At 71.9% G+C, this 13,678-nt stretch carries 13 protein-coding genes; all 13 read left to right on the top strand.

All coding sequences use genetic code 11. The features are described from left to right. Window positions 1-3: 3 nt before the first annotated feature. Complete coding sequence (ruvX, locus tag ACFRAL_RS06115; protein ID WP_378880838.1) at window positions 4-471, top strand: Holliday junction resolvase RuvX; 468 nt, start codon at window positions 4-6, stop codon at window positions 469-471. Then, window positions 471-2,087 carry an endolytic transglycosylase MltG gene (mltG, locus tag ACFRAL_RS06110; RefSeq protein WP_378880835.1) on the top strand — a complete coding sequence of 539 codons (1,617 nt, stop codon included), beginning with the start codon at window positions 471-473 and terminating at the stop codon, window positions 2,085-2,087. The genes ruvX and mltG overlap by 1 nt, the downstream gene beginning before the upstream one ends. Next, window positions 2,054-2,941 (top strand): shikimate dehydrogenase family protein, encoded by an 888-nt coding sequence (locus tag ACFRAL_RS06105; RefSeq protein ID WP_378880832.1) that lies wholly within the window; start codon window positions 2,054-2,056, stop codon window positions 2,939-2,941. Before mltG ends, ACFRAL_RS06105 begins: the two co-directional genes overlap by 34 nt. Before the next feature lie 30 nt (window positions 2,942-2,971). Next, window positions 2,972-4,201 (top strand): chorismate synthase, encoded by a 1,230-nt coding sequence (aroC, locus tag ACFRAL_RS06100; protein ID WP_378880829.1) that lies wholly within the window; start codon window positions 2,972-2,974, stop codon window positions 4,199-4,201. Beyond that, window positions 4,185-4,772 (top strand): shikimate kinase, encoded by a 588-nt coding sequence (locus ACFRAL_RS06095; RefSeq protein WP_378880826.1) that lies wholly within the window; start codon window positions 4,185-4,187, stop codon window positions 4,770-4,772. Before aroC ends, ACFRAL_RS06095 begins: the two co-directional genes overlap by 17 nt. Then, window positions 4,769-5,845, top strand: a complete 1,077-nt coding sequence (gene aroB, locus ACFRAL_RS06090) for a 3-dehydroquinate synthase (RefSeq protein ID WP_378880823.1) — start codon at window positions 4,769-4,771, stop codon at window positions 5,843-5,845. The genes ACFRAL_RS06095 and aroB overlap by 4 nt, the downstream gene beginning before the upstream one ends. Next, window positions 5,842-6,372: a GNAT family N-acetyltransferase gene (locus ACFRAL_RS06085; RefSeq protein WP_378880821.1), complete on the top strand. Its 531-nt coding sequence runs from the start codon at window positions 5,842-5,844 to the stop codon at window positions 6,370-6,372. Before aroB ends, ACFRAL_RS06085 begins: the two co-directional genes overlap by 4 nt. Window positions 6,373-6,425: 53 nt before the next feature. Then, the gene (locus ACFRAL_RS06080) at window positions 6,426-6,884 is read left to right on the top strand and encodes a type II 3-dehydroquinate dehydratase (RefSeq protein ID WP_378880819.1); all 459 of its coding nucleotides are present in this window, start codon (window positions 6,426-6,428) and stop codon (window positions 6,882-6,884) included. Between the two features lie 115 nt (window positions 6,885-6,999). Further along, a complete protein-coding gene (efp, locus tag ACFRAL_RS06075; RefSeq protein ID WP_336397984.1) occupies window positions 7,000-7,560 on the top strand; it encodes an elongation factor P in 561 nt (186 codons plus the stop codon). An 18-nt stretch (window positions 7,561-7,578) separates the two neighbouring features. After that, window positions 7,579-7,989, top strand: a complete 411-nt coding sequence (nusB, locus tag ACFRAL_RS06070) for a transcription antitermination factor NusB (protein WP_378880815.1) — start codon at window positions 7,579-7,581, stop codon at window positions 7,987-7,989. Window positions 7,990-8,047: 58 nt separating this feature from the next. Next, the gene (locus ACFRAL_RS06065; RefSeq protein WP_378880812.1) at window positions 8,048-11,299 is read left to right on the top strand and encodes an SNF2-related protein; all 3,252 of its coding nucleotides are present in this window, start codon (window positions 8,048-8,050) and stop codon (window positions 11,297-11,299) included. A gap of 101 nt (window positions 11,300-11,400) precedes the next feature. Beyond that, window positions 11,401-12,969: a Rieske 2Fe-2S domain-containing protein gene (locus ACFRAL_RS06060; RefSeq protein WP_378880809.1), complete on the top strand. Its 1,569-nt coding sequence runs from the start codon at window positions 11,401-11,403 to the stop codon at window positions 12,967-12,969. Window positions 12,970-13,140: 171 nt separating this feature from the next. Beyond that, window positions 13,141-13,677, top strand: coding sequence for a DoxX family protein (locus ACFRAL_RS06055; protein ID WP_336397981.1), 537 nt, complete (start codon window positions 13,141-13,143; stop codon window positions 13,675-13,677). Window position 13,678: the final 1 nt, after the last annotated feature.

Raw genomic sequence — 13,678 nt, 5'->3', positions numbered from 1 at the left:
CTCATGAGCGGGTTCCGCAGGGGGACGCGGCTGGGTGTCGACGTCGGCAAGGCCCGCGTCGGGGTCGCGAAGTGCGACCCCGACGGGCTGCTCGCGACGCCGGTCGAGACCGTGCCGCGCGACGACGGCTCCGTCGCGCGCATCATCGCCCTCGCCGACGAGCACGGGGCCTTCGAGGTGCTGGTCGGTCTGCCGCTGAACATGAGGGGCGAGGACACCGCCTCGACCCGGGACGCACGGGAGTTCGCGGCGGCGCTGGCCGCGGCATCCGCTCTCCCGGTGAGGCTCGTGGACGAGCGCCTCTCGACGGTCTCCGCACACGCGGCCCTGCGCAGTTCGGGCAGATCCCAGCGTTCGTCGCGTACCATCATTGACCAGGTCGCCGCGGTCGTCCTGCTCCAGCAAGCGCTCGATGTCGAGAAGAGCACCGGCCGTCCGCCCGGAATCACCGTCCCCCAGGAGCCAGCCTGATGCCCGACTCATCGCCTGACGGCGAAGCGATCCCCCAGTCGCGTCGCGCCGCCCGCGAAGCCGCAGCCCGCCGGTCCTCGACCGGCGCCACACCTGCGCAGGCCCCGGCCTCGTCGCCGGCGGCCGCTCCGCCGGCGTCGTGGGAGACGCTCGTCTCCGGGCCGTCGCCGGTGAGCCGGAGCGATTCCGCGCCGTCGCCGGCTCACGCCGCGCCGGCGGGCGACGGCTCCGGCGAGGGATTCCAGCCCGTGCCGCTTCGGACCCCGCGACCGGCGGACCCGGTCGGCGCCGAGGGCTCGTCCTCCGACGACGACCCATGGATCTTCGCCGGCGCCGGCGTCGGCCCCGCGATGCCCTACAGCCGCGCCGCGAACGGCACCGCCGCCGGGGCCGCGCCCTCCGCAGCGCGGTCGGCGGCGCCCCGCGGCGACGCGCCGGCGGCGGACTTCGCGAGCGGGACGCTCGAGGAGCTGTTCAGCGGTTCCACCTCGACGGAGGACATCGGAGACGTGCCACCCGCCAAGAACCGGAGGCGCCGGCGCGCCGCGGGGTGGATCGCGCTCGGCGTGGTCCTCGCCATCCTCGGCGGCGTCGCCGCCGGCGGCCTCTGGGTGTGGAACACCTATGAGGACAACATCCGCGAGGTCATGGGGTGGGAGGAGCCCAAGGACTACGAGGCGGGCCTGGCCAACGGCGAGGCGTTCGTGACGATCGCCTCGGGCGACACCGGCTCGCCCATCTCGCAGTCGCTGTACGACGCCGGGGTGACCAAGACGCCCGACGCGTTCTACGACTACCTCATCGAGAGCGGGCAGAACCCGAACTTCCAGCCGGGCGTGTTCAAGCTGCAGAAGCAGATGACGAGCGAGGCCGCGCTGGCGGCGCTGCTCGATCCGGCCAACAAGCAGGAGTTCACGGCGCAGATCCCCGAGGGCTTCACGGTGGACGGCACGCTCGAGCGGCTCGCCGAGGGCACCGGGCTGCCGCTGGATCAGCTGCAGGCCGCCGCGGCGGACCCCGCCGCGTACGGCGTGCAGGCCGACAGCCTCGAGGGCTGGCTCTTCCCCGCGACCTACACGTTCGATCCGAGCGTCACCCCCCAGTCGGCGATCCAGACGCTCGTCGACCGCACGGTGCAGTCGCTGGACGAGGCAGGGGTGCCGCCCGAGGATCGTCAGCGCATCCTGACGATCGCGTCGATCATCCAGCGCGAGGCGCGGTTCGAACAGGACATGCAGAAGGTGTCGACCGTCATCCAGAACCGGCTCGATCCGAGCAACCAGGAGACGTTCGGCAAGCTGCAGATGGACTCCACCGCGCAGTACGGCTACGGCGAGATGCACGACGGGACGGTGAGCTCCTCCGAAGAGGCGCTGAACGACCCCAACCCGTGGAACACCTACGTCCACACGGGGCTGCCGGTCGGACCGATCGCCAACCCCGGCGACGTCGCGATCGACGCGGCCATGCATCCCGCCGAAGGTCCGTGGCTCTACTTCGTCACGGTCAACATGAACACCGGCGAGACCGTCTTCACCGAGACCTACCGCGAGCACCTGCGATACGTCGAGCAGTGGCAGCAGTGGTGCGCCGACAACCCGGACTCGGGGTGCTGACGCCCGGCGCGACGCGTCTGGAGGTATGGGGCGATCCCATCGCGCACAGCCGCTCGCCGCAGCTGCACGCCGCCGCCTACGCGGTGCTGGGCCTGGACTGGTCGTACGGCCGCCGCCGCGTCGACGCAGCGTCGTTCGGGCAGGAGCTCGCCGGGCTCGACCGTGAGTGGCGCGGTCTGTCGCTCACGATGCCGCTCAAGGCGGTCGCCTTCGCCGCCGCGGCGACCCGCGACCGCCGGGCCGAGCTCACCGGCGCCGTCAACACGCTCCTGCTGCGGGGCACGGACTCGGGCATGCCCCGCGGCTTCAACACCGACGTCGGCGGCATCGTGCGCGCGCTCTCGGACGACCGGATCACCGTCGTCCCCCGTGCGCGGATCGTGGGAGCGGGCGCCACGGCGACCTCCGCCCTCGTGGCGCTGTCCGAGCTGGGAGCCAGCGAGGTGGAGGTGGCCGCCCGTCGGCCCGAGGCCGTCCACGCTCTGGTGCAGCTCGGAGAGCGGCTCGGCATCGCGGTCTCCCCAACGCCGCTGGCGGCATCGGATCATCCCGCCGTCCCCGTGACGATCGCGACGCTCCCGGGCGAGGCGCAGCTGCCCGCCGCCGTCGCCGATGCGCTCGCGCGCTCGGGCGGGCTGCTCCTGGACGTCGTGTACGGGCACTGGCCGACCGCTCTCTCCGACGCGTGGGAGCGCGCGGGCGCTCCGGCACGGTCGGGCCTGGGCATGCTGCTGCACCAGGCCCTGCTGCAGATCCGCATCTTCCGCCACGGCGACCCCGACATGCCGATGGACCGGGAGGACGAGGCCCTCGCAGCCATGCGCCGCGTGCTCGTCGATCCTCACACGGCGTAACCCGCCCGCCCCGCGTGGGAGACTGGAGCAATGCTCCGCGTGCTCACGGCCGGCGAATCGCACGGCCCAGAACTCGTCGCCATCATGGAGGGACTTCCCGCCGGCGTCCCGATCTCCCGCGCTGCGATCCAGGCGGACCTCGCGCGCCGCAAGCTCGGCTACGGTCGAGGGTCGCGCATGAAGTTCGAGGAGGACGAGCTGACCATCTCGTCCGGCGTGGTCCACGGATCCTCGCTCGGCAGCCCCATCGCGCTGCGCATCGGCAACACCGAGTGGCCGAAGTGGGTCGAGGTCATGAGCGCCGAGCCGGTCGAGCTGACGGAGAAGTCGCGCGGTCGCGGTGCCGCGCTCACCCGCCCGCGCCCCGGACACGCCGACCTCGTCGGCATGCAGAAATACGGCTTCGACGAGGCCCGGCCGATCCTCGAGCGCGCGAGCGCCCGCGAAACGGCCGCTCGCGTGGCGCTCGGCGCCATCGCCCGCGCCTTCCTGGCGGAGCTCGGCATCCGCCTGGTCAGCCACACCCTGTCGATCGGCCCGGTCCGCGTCCCAGAGGGCGCAGCGCTGCCCGCACCCGACGACGTCGAGGTCCTCGACGCCGATCCGCTGCGCTGCTTCGACCCGCTCACGAGCCAGGCGATGGTCGCAGAGGTCGACGCCGCCCGGAAGGACGGCGACACGCTCGGTGGGATCGTCGAGGTGCTCGCCTACGGCCTGCCGCCCGGCCTCGGCTCGCACGTCCACTGGGACCGGCGCCTGGACGCCAAGCTCGCACAGGCGCTCATGAGCATCCAGGCGATCAAGGGCGTCGAAGTCGGCGACGGCTTCGAGACCACGCGCCGGCGCGGATCGGCGGCGCACGACGAGCTGTTCACGGCCGAGGACGGCATCACGCGCTCCAGCGACAAGGCGGGCGGCACCGAGGGCGGCATGTCCACCGGCACGGTGCTGCGCGTGCGCGCCGGCATGAAGCCGATCGCGACGGTGCCCCGCGCCCTGCGCACCGTCGACGTCTCCACCGGAGACGCCGCCTCCGCACACCACCAGCGCTCCGACGTGTGCGCGGTCCCGGCCGCCGGCGTCGTCGCCGAGGCGATGACCGCCGTCGTCCTGGCGGACGTGGTCCTCGAGAAGTTCGGCGGCGACAGCGTCGCCGAGACGCGTCGCAACATCGAGGGCTACCTCGCGGCGATCCCCGAGGAGCTGCGCACGGCTGCCCGGAGCGACGCCGGCCTGCTCTCGCATGACGCCGCACTCTGACCCGGTCGTGCTGATCGGCCCGATGGGCTCGGGCAAGACCAGCATCGGCAAGAAGGCGGCGCGGGCACTGGGCGTCCCGTTCTTCGACACCGACGCCGCCGTGGTGCGCGAGCACGGACCGATCGAGCGGCTGTTCGCCGAGCACGGCGAGGAGCACTTCCGCGCGCTCGAGCGCGAGGCGGTCGTCGCGGGGCTCCGCGGCGGCGGCATCGTGTCGCTCGGCGGCGGCGCGGTCATGCACCCGCAGACGCGCGCCGACCTCGCCGGCCACCGGGTCGTGCTGCTGACCGTCACGGCGCGCGTGGTGGCCGGCCGCGTCCGCGACTCGGCCCGCCCGCTGCTGCAGGGCGAGGATGCCGTCCAGCGCTGGACCGCCATCTACGAGCAGCGGCGTCCGGTGTACGAGGAGCTCGCCGACGTGACCTTCGACACGTCGAGCGGACCGGTGCAGGATGTCGTGGACGCCCTCGTGGACTGGGTGCGCGGCGACGCGGCGCACGAGGCGCTCGGGCCCGCCGGGGCCGAGCAGGAGGAGACGGACGTGCCCAGCGAGCGGAGCGAGTCGAGATGACGGATGCCACGACCATCGGCGTGAGCGGCGACGCGCGCTACGACATCACCGTGGGGCGCGGCATCCTGTCGACGCTCGGCGAGGCGCTGCCCCCCGCCGCCCGCAAGGTGCTGGTGATCCACCCCCCGACGCTCGCGGCGCAGGCCGAGCGCCTGCGCGCGCAGCTGATCGACGACCGCGAGGTGCTCCTCGCCGAGATCCCCGACGCCGAGGCCGGCAAGCGCATCGAGGTCGCCGCGTTCTGCTGGCAGGTGATGGGCAAGGCGGACTTCACCCGCACCGACGCCGTCGTCGGATTCGGCGGGGGAGCGGTGACCGACCTCGCCGGCTTCGTCGCGGCGACCTGGCTCCGCGGCGTCGAGGTCGTGCAGGTGCCGACGACGGTGCTGGGCATGGTCGACGCTGCGGTGGGCGGCAAGACCGGCGTCAACACCGCCGAGGGCAAGAACCTCGTCGGCGCGTTCTGGGCGCCGCGCGCGGTCATCTGCGACCTCGATCTGCTCGATTCGCTCTCGCGCAACGAACTCGTCGCCGGGTACGCCGAGGTGGTCAAGGCGGGCTTCATCTGGGCTCCCGAGATCCTCGACCTCGTCGAGGCCGACGCCGAGGCCGCGGTCGATCCCCGCAGCGACGCGTTCCGGCGCACGATCGAACTCGCCATCGACATGAAGGCGCGGGTCGTGGGGGAGGATCTCCGCGAGGCCGGACTGCGCGAGATCCTCAACTACGGCCACACGCTCGGCCACGCGATCGAGCACGCCGAACGGTACCGCTGGCGCCACGGCGCCGCGATCTCGGTCGGCATGGTGTTCGCCGCCGAGCTCTCGCGGCTGGCGGGACGCCTGCCGGATGCCGCGGCGCAGCGTCACCGCGAGATCCTCGAGACCCTCGGGCTTCCGACGAGCTACCGCCCCGGCGCGTGGCCGCAGCTCCTGGCCACGATGCAGCGCGACAAGAAGAGCAGGGGCGGCATGCTGCGCTTCATCGTGCTGGACGACATCGCCAAGCCCACCGTGCTGCAGGCGCCGGACGAATCCCTGCTGTTCGCGGCCTACCAGGAGGTCGCGGGGTGACGGCGGCGGTCGCGCGACGCGTCCGCGAGGACGAGTGGGCGCGCGTGCGCGACCTCCGGATCCGTGCCGTGGGCGATCCGGACGCCGGCATCGCCTTCCTCTCCACCCCCGAGCAGGAGCTCGCGCACGACGACGAGTTCTGGCGCCGACGGACTCTGGACGCGGCGATCGGCGACGAGGCGGCGCAGTTCGTCGCCGAGGCCGACGGCCGGTGGGTCGGATCGGCCACCGTCCTCGTGCGCGCCGTCGGCACCGTCGACCACACCGGTCGCACCGTGTACACCGCCCGTGCCGACGTCGTCGGCGTCTACGTGAGCCCGGAGCACCGCGGCGCCGGCACGATCGACGCGCTGTTCGACGCCGCCGCCGCGTGGGTCGCCGGGCTCGGCATCCGTCGTCTCACCCTGGACGTCCACGCCGACAACGCCCGTGCGCAGGCCGCCTACCGGCGCAACGGATTCGTCCCCACCGGCGAGACCTTCACGAGCACCATCGGGCCCGAGATCGTGATGGCGCGCGCGCTCTGAACCGGCGAGCCGGACCCACCGGCGCGGCGGCGTCACCCCGGTAGGGTGGGCGCGTGACCGTTCCGCGCCGCCTGCTCCTCGTCAACGGCCCCAACCTGAACCTCCTGGGCACCCGGGAGCCCGCCGTGTACGGGACGGCGACGCTCGCCGACGTCGAGCGGGTGACGACGGATGCCGCGGCCCGCCGCGGCTTCGAGGTCCGTGCCGTGCAGAGCAACCACGAGGGCGTGCTGCTGGATGCCATCCACGCCGCCCGCGAGGACTGCGCCGGCATCGTCATCAACCCGGGCGGGCTCACGCACACCTCGGTGGTGCTGCGCGACGCCCTGTCCGGCGTCGGGCTCCCCGTCGCCGAGGTGCACATCTCCGACATCCTCTCCCGCGAGGAGTTCCGTCACCGTTCGTACGTCGCGGACGTCGCCATCGTCCACGTGATCGGCGAGGGCGTTCCCGGGTACGCCCGGGCGGTGGAGCTTCTCATCGACGCCGTCACAGGCCAGGCCGAGGGCTGACGGACCGGCGGGGGACCGGGCATCCCGTAGAATCGACCGTCGGCGCTCTCCGGCCCCCGGCCTCTTCGCCGGGCGTGACGCCCTCTCCTCTCGAACGAAACGGACCCGCACCCTCATGGCATCCACCGCAGACATCAAGAACGGCGTCGTCCTCAACATCGACGGTCAGCTCTGGAGCGTCGTGGAGTTCCAGCACGTCAAGCCCGGCAAGGGCGGCGCGTTCGTGCGCACCAAGCTCAAGAACGTCATGACCGGCAAGGTCGTCGACAAGACGTTCAACGCCGGCGCCAAGGTCGAGCTCGAGAACGTCGACCGCCGCGACTTCACCTACCTCTACAACGACGGCGAGGGCTTCGTCTTCATGGACGTCGCCGACTACGACCAGATCACGGTCGGCGCGGCGACCGTCGGCGACGCCGCGAACTTCCTGCTCGAGAACCAGCAGGTGCAGATCGCGCTCAACAACGGCAACCCGCTGTACGTCGAGCTCCCGGCATCCGTCGTCCTGGAGATCACCTACACCGAGCCGGGCCTGCAGGGCGACCGCTCGTCGGCCGGCACCAAGCCTGCCACCGTCGAGACCGGTTACGAGATCCAGGTGCCGCTGTTCCTCGAGACCGGAACGAAGGTCAAGGTCGACACCCGCACGGGCGACTACCTCGGCCGCGTCAACTGACGTCGGCGGCTGCTGACGATGAGCGCTCGTTCGAAGGCGCGCAAACGCGCGCTCGACATCCTGTTCCAGGCGGACGTCCGCGGCGACCAGCCGGCGACGATCCTCGCCGCCGAGGCGCGCCGCGCCGCCGGCGAGCCCGCACGCCAGGCCTCGTGGCTGTACGCCCGTGAGATCGTCGACGGGGTGATCGACAACCAGGACGCGATCGACGAGCAGATCACGACGTTCGCGAAGGACTGGTCCCTCGCCCGCATGCCCGCCGTCGACCGCGCCGTGCTGCGCATCGCCACGTGGGAGCTGCTGTACAACGACGAGGTGCCTGCCGCCGTCGCGATCGACGAGGCCGTGGAACTGGCGAAGGAGTTCTCCACCGACGACTCGGGCGCCTTCGTGCACGGCGTGCTCGCACGCATCGCCCGCGCGTCCTGACCGACCCCGGCCGGCCCGGCTGCCCCGACTGTCCGGAGCACTTGCCAGGATGGATGCCGTGACCCCGCCGTTCGTCGACCCGTCGCACATCCGCGGCCTCACCGACGCCGGCTCGTTCGAGCGGGGCCGGGCCTATCTGGCCGAGGGCGCCGTGCAGCAGCTGTCGTGGGACCCGGCGACGTCCGTCATCGAGTCCGCGGTCGCCGGAAGCGGCGGCCGCACCTACCGCTGCCGCGTGCGCCTGGACGCCCAGCGTCCCGACCGCCCGATCGCGGCGACGTCGTGCACCTGCCCCGTGCAGTTCGACTGCAAGCACACCGTCGCCACGCTGCTGGCGAGCAACCGTCTCGCCGGGTCCGCCCCTGCCGCCGGGGAGGGGACGTCGTGGCGCGCGGTCTTCGCCCCCTCGCCGCCCACGCCGACGGAGCACGCGCCGCTCGCACTGGGTGTCGAGCTGCGCCAGCGCGTCCGCCGCGGCGCCTCCACGTGGGCGCCGGCACGGGTCGAGACGGCGACGCCGCGCGGCCTGCACCAGTTCGGCGCCGACGTGCTCGTCGGGCTGCGCCCCCTCCAGCGATCGGACCGGTCCGACGCGTGGATCAAGGGCGCCGTCTCGTGGGACGCGCTGCGCCGACCCGGCACCGCGTTCGACCCCGCGCAGGCGCGGTGGTTCGCCGAGCTCCACAGCATCGGGCGGGACGTCCGCTCCTTCGGTGCGTTCTCCGACGTCTCGGAGTGGCTCACCCTCGACGACATCGAGTCGAGCCTGCTCTGGCCGCATCTGGCCGCGGGGGCGGACCGCGGCATCCCCCTCGTCCCGACGAAGCGGGGCGCCGTGGTGACGCTCGCGAGCACCGCGACGGTCGCCGTCCACGCCCGGCGCTCGGCGCGCGGCCTCGACGTCGCCCCGGTGGTCACGATCGACGGCGAGCGGGCGGATGCCGCCACCGTGCGTCCGGTGGGACGCACGGGCGTCTACCGCTTCGCCGTCGTCCGAGAGCGGATCGAGCTCGTGCTGGCGCCCGTCGCGCTCCCCGAGCCGGTGCCTCGGCTGCTCGGCGCGCACGAGATCGTCAGAGTGCCCGTCGAGGAGGCCGACGAGTTCCTCCGCGACCATCTCCCGAGGATCGCGCGCCGCGTGAGCGTCGAGGCGCCCGGGATCGATCTGGCGGCACCGTCGCGTCCGCAGCTCGTGCTGCGCGTCCACTTCGAGCCGAACCACCGGCTCGTGTACGCCCTGGCGTGGCGCTACGACGGGAAGGATCTCGGCTTCGACGCCACCGGCGCCGACGGGGACGCCGAGACCGAGTCGGAGATCCGCGCCCGGGTCCACGGGCTGTGGAGCGAGCACGCGCCGGTGGACTTCGCCTCCTCGGGCTCGCTCTCGGGCCTGGACGCCGCCGAGTTCTCCTCGCGGCTGCTGCCGCTGCTCGAGGCCGACGCCGACGTCCGCGTGGAGGTCTCCGGCGAGCGCCCGCGGTACCGCGAGCTCACCGGCGACCCGCGCATCGGCGTGCGCACGGTCGAGACGACCGACTCCGACTGGTTCGACCTGGGGGTGGTCGTCACGATCGACGGCCGGCGGATCCCCTTCGGCACGCTGTTCACCGCGCTCGCACGCGGCCGCCGGCGGATCCTGCTCAGCGACGGCGCCTACTTCTCGCTCTCGCACCCCTCGCTGCGACGCCTGCGCGATCTCATCGAGGAGGCGGGCGAGCTCGAGGAGTGGGAGGCCGGACCCCGGATCAGCAGGTATCAGACGGCCCTGTGGGCGGACTTCGAGGATCTGGCCGACGAAGCGGAACCCGCGGTGGCCTGGCGTGAGACGGTCGACGCGCTGCGCGATGCCGACGGCGTACCGGCCGCGCCGCTCCCGTCCGCTCTGCACGCCGAGCTTCGGCCGTATCAGCGGGCGGGGTACGACTGGCTCGCCTTCCTCTGGCGGCACCGGCTGGGCGGCATACTCGCCGATGACATGGGCCTGGGCAAGACGCTGCAGCTGCTGGCGCTCATCGCCCACGCGCGCGAGAGCGGCGAGACCCGCCCGTTCCTGGTCGTCGCGCCCACCTCGGTGCTGTCGACGTGGCGCAGTGAGAGCGAGCGGTTCACGCCGGATCTGCGGGTCGAGGTCGTCGACGCCACGCGAGCCAAGCGGGGGCGGTCGCCGGCCGACGCCGCCGGCACGGCCGACGTCGTCGTGACGTCGTACACGCTGCTCCGGCTGGACGAGCGCGAGTTCGCCGGCCTGGAGTGGGCCGGTCTCATCCTCGACGAGGCGCAGTTCGTCAAGAACAGCCGCACCCAGGCGTACCGCGCGGCACGAGACCTCCGCACCGACGTGGTCTTCGCCGTGACCGGCACCCCGCTGGAGAACAGCCTGACCGAGCTGTGGGCGCTGCTCTCGCTCACGGCACCCGGCCTGTTCGCCTCGTCCCGGCGGTTCCGCGAGGAGTACGTGGGCCCCATCGAGAAGGGCAAGGTGCCCGAGAACCAGGAGGGCGGGGCCTACCGTGCCGCTCGGCTGGACCGGCTGCGGCGACGCATCCGGCCGCTCGTGCTGCGGCGCACGAAGGAGCTCGTCGCCGCGGACCTGCCTGCCAAGCAGGAGCAGGAGGTCCGCATCGAGCTGGGCGCCGCCCACCGCGCCCTCTACGACACCGTGCTGCAGCGCGAGCGTCAGAAGGTGCTCGGGCTCCTGGAGGACCTGGATCGCAACCGCTTCATCGTGTTCCGGTCCCTCACGCTGCTGCGGATGCTGAGCCTTGCACCCGAGCTCGTCGATCCCGCGCACACGCACATCCCGCCGAGCAAGCTCGGCGCCCTCTTCGAGCAGCTGGACGAGGCCCTCGCGGAGGGTCACCGGGCCCTCGTGTTCAGCCAGTTCACGTCGTTCCTCGGCCTCGTCGCCGCCGAGCTGGAGAAGCGCGGGGTGGCCTACGCGTACCTCGACGGGTCCACGCGGGATCGGGATGCCGCCGTGGCCGCGTTCCGCGGGGGAGAGGCCCCGGTGTTCCTCATCAGCCTGAAGGCCGGCGGCTTCGGCCTGACGCTGACCGAGGCCGATTACGTCTTCCTGCTCGACCCGTGGTGGAACCCGGCCGCCGAGGCGCAGGCCGTGGACCGCGCCCACCGCATCGGCCAGCACCGCAGCGTCATGGTCTACCGCCTCATCGCCTCGGGCACGATCGAGGAGAAGGTGATGGCACTGCAGCGGCGCAAGGCGCGGCTGTTCCGCTCGGTCATGGACGACGACGCCCTCTTCGGGCAGGCGCTCACCGCCGACGACATCCGCGGGCTGTTCGACGCCTGAGGACGAGCACACGCGGGTGGATCGGGTTTTGCACGGCCGGTGCGACAGGTGCCCGCGCGAGCCTCGCCTAGAATCATCTGGTTCGACACGGGAGGACACCCATGCGCATCACGGGCCTCGGCCACGCCGGAATGTTCATCGAGACGGCGGGGGGAAGCATCCTCTGCGACCCTGTGATCGGCCCGACCTTCTTCGGGTCGTGGTTCCCGTTCCCCGACAACCGGGGACTCGACTGGGAGCGGTTCGGCAACGCCGACTTCCTCTACGTCTCGCACCGGCACCGCGACCACTTCGACCCGGCGCTCATGGACCGGTACGTGCCCAAGACCATCAAGGTGCTGCTGCCGGAGTACCCGACGGACGACCTCGAGCAGGATCTCCGCAGGCTCGGCTACGACGACATCATCTACACCCAGGCCGGCGTGCCGCTGGAGTTCGGACCGCTCAAGCTGATGGTGACGCCGCTGCGCGCGCCGAGTGACGGCCCGATCGGCGACTCGTCGCTGAGCGTCGACGACGGGACCGCCAGCATCCTGAACCAGAACGACTCGCACCCTCTGGATCTCGAGAAGCTCATGGCGTTCTCCAAGCCGGAGGCGTACTTCACCCAGGTGTCGGGCGCCATCTGGTGGCCGATGGTCTACGACCTGCCACAGGACGCCAAGCAGAACTTCGCCAAGCTCAAGCGCGACGCGCAGAACAAGCGCGCGATGTACTACATCGAGAAGGTCGACGCCGAGCACGTCTTCCCGATGGCCGGCCCCCCGATGTTCCTGCGCGAGGAGCTCTTCCGCTACAACGGGACGGGGCTCGAGAACGACTCGATCTTCACCGACCAGCGCGAGTTCCTCGCGCACATGAAAGAGCTCCGGCCCGATCAGAAGGGCTACGAGTTCGTGCCCGGCACGGTCGTCGAGCTGAACGACGGCGAGCTCACGGTCACCCAGACGCTGTACACGGATGCCGAGATCGACCGCATCTTCGACGACAAGTGGGCCTACCTCGCCGAGCAGCGCGACTCCCGCCAGGACGAGATCCGCGCGGAGGAGGCGTCGCGGGCCCCGGTGCTCGCGCCGGATGAGATGCTCGCGGCGATCAAGGAGTGGTGGGAGCCGCTGCTGCGCCGCGCCCGCACGATCCGCAACGGCGTGGGCGGCGTGGTGCGCTTCCGCATCGGCGAGCTGGACATGGTGGTCGATTTCCCGAAGGCGAAGGTCCGGGAGTATGCCGGCGAGGAGTGCATCTACTGGTACACGATCCCCGCCGACCTCGTCTCCACCAACATCGCCGACCACGAGATCGACTGGTCGAACTCGATCTTCCTGTCGATGCAGTTCGAGGTGGGCCGCAGCGGCAAGTTCAACGAGTTCCTCACGACCTTCCTCAAGTGCCTCTCGCGCGACCGCATCGAGTACGTCGAGAACTGGTACGCCGAGCAGACCGACCAGACCGAGGACGCCCAGCTCGGCGACTGGCTGGTGCAGCGGCGGTGCCCGCATCTGCGCGCGGACCTCACCAAGACCGGGAAGATCGAGGACGGCGTGCTCACCTGCTCGCTCCACGACTGGAAGTGGGACCTCGCCAGCGGCAAGTGCCTCACCAGCCAGGGACACCCGATCCGCGCATCGCAGGTGGAGGACGATCGCGCGGCGACGACGCCCGCCGCCTGAACCACCGCACCGCCGTCTGGTTGTAGCTCATCTACAACCAGACGGCGGTCTGCTGTCGGTGCGGCTGTAGCAGGAGCGTCAATCTCGGGGCGCGCGTATCACTGCGGCTCCGATCGGGTCCTGATCACCGTGCCCGCCATCGCGGGCGATCACACCCGAAGGAGTCACGCCATGACCACCGTCCCCGTCCACGGCGCCGCCGGCGTCGTTCCCGCGTCCGCCGGCCGCCAGAACCCGCTCCGCGCCCTGATCGCCCTCGAGGCACGCGCGGAGTCCGCGCTCAAGGTGTCGCTGCAGCGCTGGAGCATCCCGGCGCTGCGCGTCGCGCTGGGAGCCGTCTTCGTCGTCTTCGGCGCGCTGAAGCTGATCCCCGGCGTGAGCCCCGTCGAGGCGCTGGTGAGCGCCACGTGGGAGAAGCTCACGTTCGGCATGGTCAGCGGCCAGGCCGCGTTGATCGCGACCGCCGTCATCGAGGTGCTCGCCGGAGCCCTGCTCATCGCCGGCGGCGCTTTCGCCCGAATCGGCCTCGTGGTGCTGGCGCTGGCGTTCGTCGGCATCCTGTCGCCGATCGTCCTGCTGCCCGCGGAGGTCTTCGGCCCGGTCGGTCCGACGCTGACCGGCCAGTACATCTTCAAGAACGTCGTGCTGATCGCCGCCGCCCTCGTGGTGGCATCCCGCGTCCTGCGCGGTCCCGCTGCCAGGCACTGAC

The sequence above is a fragment of the Microbacterium sp. NPDC056736 genome (assembly GCF_042790415.1).
Lineage (GTDB): Bacteria > Actinomycetota > Actinomycetes > Actinomycetales > Microbacteriaceae > Microbacterium.
The sequence above is the reverse complement of the archived record's forward strand: the minus strand, read 5'-3'. Positions and strand labels throughout refer to the sequence as shown.

What these genes read in the sequence shown, in the direction of transcription:
- aroC (WP_378880829.1), top strand. Translation starts at nt 2,972, where the DNA reads ATGCTCCGCGTGCTCACGGCCGGCGAATCGCACGGCCCAGAACTCGTC.
- ACFRAL_RS06055 (WP_336397981.1), top strand. Translation starts at nt 13,141, where the DNA reads ATGACCACCGTCCCCGTCCACGGCGCCGCCGGCGTCGTTCCCGCGTCC.
- ruvX (WP_378880838.1), top strand. Translation starts at nt 4, where the DNA reads ATGAGCGGGTTCCGCAGGGGGACGCGGCTGGGTGTCGACGTCGGCAAG.
- ACFRAL_RS06095 (WP_378880826.1), top strand. Translation starts at nt 4,185, where the DNA reads ATGACGCCGCACTCTGACCCGGTCGTGCTGATCGGCCCGATGGGCTCG.
- aroB (WP_378880823.1), top strand. Translation starts at nt 4,769, where the DNA reads ATGACGGATGCCACGACCATCGGCGTGAGCGGCGACGCGCGCTACGAC.
- mltG (WP_378880835.1), top strand. Translation starts at nt 471, where the DNA reads ATGCCCGACTCATCGCCTGACGGCGAAGCGATCCCCCAGTCGCGTCGC.
- nusB (WP_378880815.1), top strand. Translation starts at nt 7,579, where the DNA reads ATGAGCGCTCGTTCGAAGGCGCGCAAACGCGCGCTCGACATCCTGTTC.
- ACFRAL_RS06060 (WP_378880809.1), top strand. Translation starts at nt 11,401, where the DNA reads ATGCGCATCACGGGCCTCGGCCACGCCGGAATGTTCATCGAGACGGCG.
- efp (WP_336397984.1), top strand. Translation starts at nt 7,000, where the DNA reads ATGGCATCCACCGCAGACATCAAGAACGGCGTCGTCCTCAACATCGAC.